This window comes from Methanomethylovorans sp. PtaU1.Bin093 (assembly GCF_002067275.1).
Classification (GTDB): Archaea; Halobacteriota; Methanosarcinia; order Methanosarcinales; family Methanosarcinaceae; genus Methanomethylovorans.
Genome location: NZ_MVQX01000004.1, coordinates 1 through 3,466 on the forward strand (window position 1 = coordinate 1; position 3,466 = coordinate 3,466).

Genomic DNA, 3,466 nt, shown 5'->3' on the forward strand with positions numbered 1-3,466 from the left:
CTGGATAATGTAGTATATGTAGCAGACAATTGCGGCGAGATACTGCTTGATACCCTTGTCTTCGACATAATAAAAGAACTGGGGGGGCATGTAACCCTTGTGGTGAGGGGAGAGCCTATACTTACTGACGTTACAATGAAGGATGTAATAGAGCTGGGGATAGATGGAAAGGTCGACAGGGTCCTGACCACAGGTTCCGGCTCAATAGGAGTGGACATGGAGCAAGCTCCGCAAGAGCTTCTCAATGCTTTCAGGGACGCGTCTTTAATAATCAGCAAAGGTATGGCGAACTATGAAACGCTTACAGAGCATGAAATGGGACCAATCGCATATCTGCTTAAGGCCAAGTGCAAACCTGTGGCCAGGCACATAGGAGTGGAGGTAGGCCATTCTGTGGCGCGACTATTTGAACAATGACCAGGTGAACATTATGTGTGAATTGGACGCAATACTTTTAGAAGATAATACCAGACAGCTGGTGATGGAGTCCGTTACAAAGGTAATGGTTGATGGGGATTCTATAGAACTTATAGGCATACTTGGGGACAGAACAACCTTAAAGGGCGGTATCAAACTAATAGACTTCTCAAAAGGGGAAATAGTTATACTCAGAAAATAACTATTATTAACTTAATACATATAATCACATAATTATCAAATGCTTCATTCAATGTAAATTTGAAGGAACATCTTCCAGAAGCATTATGTACTTGCTATAGAGGAGAGAAGAGGTATTATCAATGTCAAAAGTAAAAGTTGCTATAAATGGCTATGGAACAATAGGTAAACGTGTTGCAGATGCTGTGCAGATGCAGAAGGACATGGAAATAGTGGGCATATCCAAGACCAAGCCCAACTTCGAAGCTTTCGTGGCCCTGGATAAGGGTTATCCTGTATACGCACCTGCCGACAAGATAAAAGGTATGGAAAAAGGCGGAATACAGGCCTCCGGGACCATAGAGGACATGATACAGGCCGCAGACATAGTTGTTGATTGCACTCCCGGGGGATTGGGCGAGGAGAACAAGGCACTTTACACAAAGGCAGGTGTCAAGGCCATCTGGCAGGGTGGAGAGGAGCACGAGCTTGCTGGATGCTCTTTCAATGCTGTTGCCAATTATGAGGAAGCTCTTGGCCGGGACTTTGTAAGGGTTGTTTCCTGCAATACCACAGGACTGTGCAGAGTTATCTATCCGCTTGACCAGGAATTCGGAATAAAGAAGGTACGTGTGACACTTATGCGCAGAGCTGCTGACCCCAACGATGTCAAGAAGGGACCGATAAACGCCATTGTCCCAAACCCTATCAAATTGCCCTCACACCATGGGCCTGATGTGAAATCCGTCATTCCCCACATCAACATCACTTCTACTGCTGTGGTGCTTTCCACCACCCTTATGCACCTGCACAGTCTGAACATCGAAATGGACAAGCAGTGCTCTGCAGATGAAGTGGCAGACCTTCTGGATGCCCAATCCCGTATAAGGTTCGTTGGTCAGGGGATCACTTCCACCGCTGAGATCATGGAGCTTGGAAAAGACCTCGGCCGCCCACGCGGTGATATGTGGGAGAACTGCATATGGGACCAGTCCATCACAGTGGACGAAGGAGAACTATACTTCTTCCAGGCCATCCATCAGGAATCAGATGTTATCCCGGAGAACGTGGATGCTATCCGGGCAATGATGGAACTTGAGAGCAATGGTGCAAGGTCCATAGAGAAGACGAACAAGGCAATGGGTATCTGAGACCCATTCTTTTATGCAGGTAGATAGAGAGCTGTTGGAACTCTGCGAAAGGGTTTCTGCAGCCTCATACAAAGCCATAAAGGACCTTGTGGGGACGCCCGAAGCATATACTACCCTGTACATTGGCGCCGATGGCACTCCCACAAAACTCATTGATGATGCATCTGAAAGTGCGATCATCCTGGAGCTGGAAAAAATAGGTCGTTCCACACGTATAATTAGTGAGGAGTGTGGAGAAAGGATAGTTGGTTGCGATCCCGAGATCGCTCTGATCATGGACCCTCTGGACGGAACCCATAATGCTGCAATGGGAATCCCTTTCTATAGTATCTCCATAGCTATTGCCAACCCTTGTCTTTCCGGGATCGATTTTGGATATGTGAAAGACTTTGCCACAGGGGATGTGTACTGTGCGGAACTTGGCAAAGGGGCGTACCTGAACGGACACAGGATTCATCCATCAGATAGATCGGACCTTATGGACTTCTGTGTCAGTGTGTATGGATATCACCCTCATGTGACCAGGACGACCAATCTTTGTCAGGCGGTGCGCAGGATCCGCATCCTTGGCTGTGTTTCCCTTGAACTGTGCTATGTTGCTTGCGGAAAACTGGATGCTTTCGTGGATGTGCGAGGCTCTTTGCGTCTTACGGACGTTGCTGCAGGGAAACTCATCCTGGAGGAAGCAGGAGGCATCGTCAGTGATGAAAAAGGCCGCAAGCTGTTGCTTCAGGATAATGTTGTGAACCGTGTCTATATGGTGGCCACGAATGGTATGTCACATCAGCAAATCCTTGATATTACCGGGAGATGATGAGATGATAAAGAAGATAGGGATCGTATCAAGATATGACAAGCATGAAGCCCTTGAGATGGTAGAAAAAATAATTAGCCGTTTCAGGGAAGAAGTTGATATATTCCTTTCCCCCAGGACTGCTGAACATCTGGGAAACAGGTATCCGTGTATGCCAATAGACACTATGCGGGATGCAGGTGTGGAACTCATCATTGCGGTTGGCGGGGATGGAACTGTACTGCGCACCATTTCCAAAATGGATGATCCTCTGCCATTACTTGCTATCAACATGGGTACTCTGGGTTTTCTGGTGGATGTGAAACCTGAGGAAGCTATAGAAGCCATAGAGAACGTACTGCAAGGGTTTACGTACACAGAACGCTCCAGACTTGCTGTACAGCTCAATGAGGATCAGCTTCCGTGTGCCACGAACGAGCTGGTGCTGATCACCTCCAGACCTGCAAAGATACTGTCATTCAGTGTATGTGTGGATGAATCCCAGATCGATGAAATGCGTGCCGATGGAGTGGTAATAGCAACGCCTACAGGCTCAACGGCTTACGCGATGAGTGCAGGAGGGCCGATAATCGACCCAAGGGTTGATGCAACACTGATAGTGCCTCTCGCCCCATTTAAGCTCTCTGCAAGGCCATGGGTTGTGCCTGGCAGCAGCAAGATAAGACTAACAATGACAATGCCTGAAAAAGAGGCTGTGATCGTATTGGACGGGCAGCATACATATCATATCCATGAACATGATGTGATAACGCTTACAAGGGCCAGGGATCCGGCACGTTTTGTAAAAATGCCTATAGATGGCTTCTACGAGAAAGTTAAGAACAAGCTCGCCTGATATTTTGTTCAAGTGGTAGTGACATACCGGTCATTCTGATTATAATAGTATCGCTTGATTGCGAAAATT

The 3,466-nt window shown here is 47.3% G+C and carries 5 protein-coding genes; all 5 read left to right on the forward strand.

Annotated elements, in window-relative coordinates; translation table 11 throughout:
- Positions 1-417: DUF89 domain-containing protein (locus A4E24_RS00065; RefSeq protein ID WP_292350607.1), on the forward strand; the 417-nt coding region annotated here is incomplete at its 5' end.
- 13 nt (positions 418-430) lie between these two features.
- Entirely contained in the window at positions 431-619 is a 189-nt protein-coding gene (locus A4E24_RS00070; RefSeq protein WP_292350611.1) for a CooT family nickel-binding protein, read from the forward strand.
- Between the two features lie 121 nt (positions 620-740).
- On the forward strand, positions 741-1,748 hold the full coding sequence (locus tag A4E24_RS00075; RefSeq protein WP_292350613.1) for a type II glyceraldehyde-3-phosphate dehydrogenase: 1,008 nt from the start codon (positions 741-743) through the stop codon (positions 1,746-1,748).
- A gap of 13 nt (positions 1,749-1,761) precedes the next feature.
- Positions 1,762-2,562 (forward strand): bifunctional fructose-bisphosphatase/inositol-phosphate phosphatase, encoded by an 801-nt coding sequence (locus A4E24_RS00080; protein ID WP_292350615.1) that lies wholly within the window; start codon positions 1,762-1,764, stop codon positions 2,560-2,562.
- 4 nt (positions 2,563-2,566) lie between these two features.
- Complete coding sequence (locus A4E24_RS00085; RefSeq protein ID WP_292350616.1) at positions 2,567-3,397, forward strand: NAD(+)/NADH kinase; 831 nt, start codon at positions 2,567-2,569, stop codon at positions 3,395-3,397.
- Positions 3,398-3,466 lie beyond the last annotated feature (69 nt).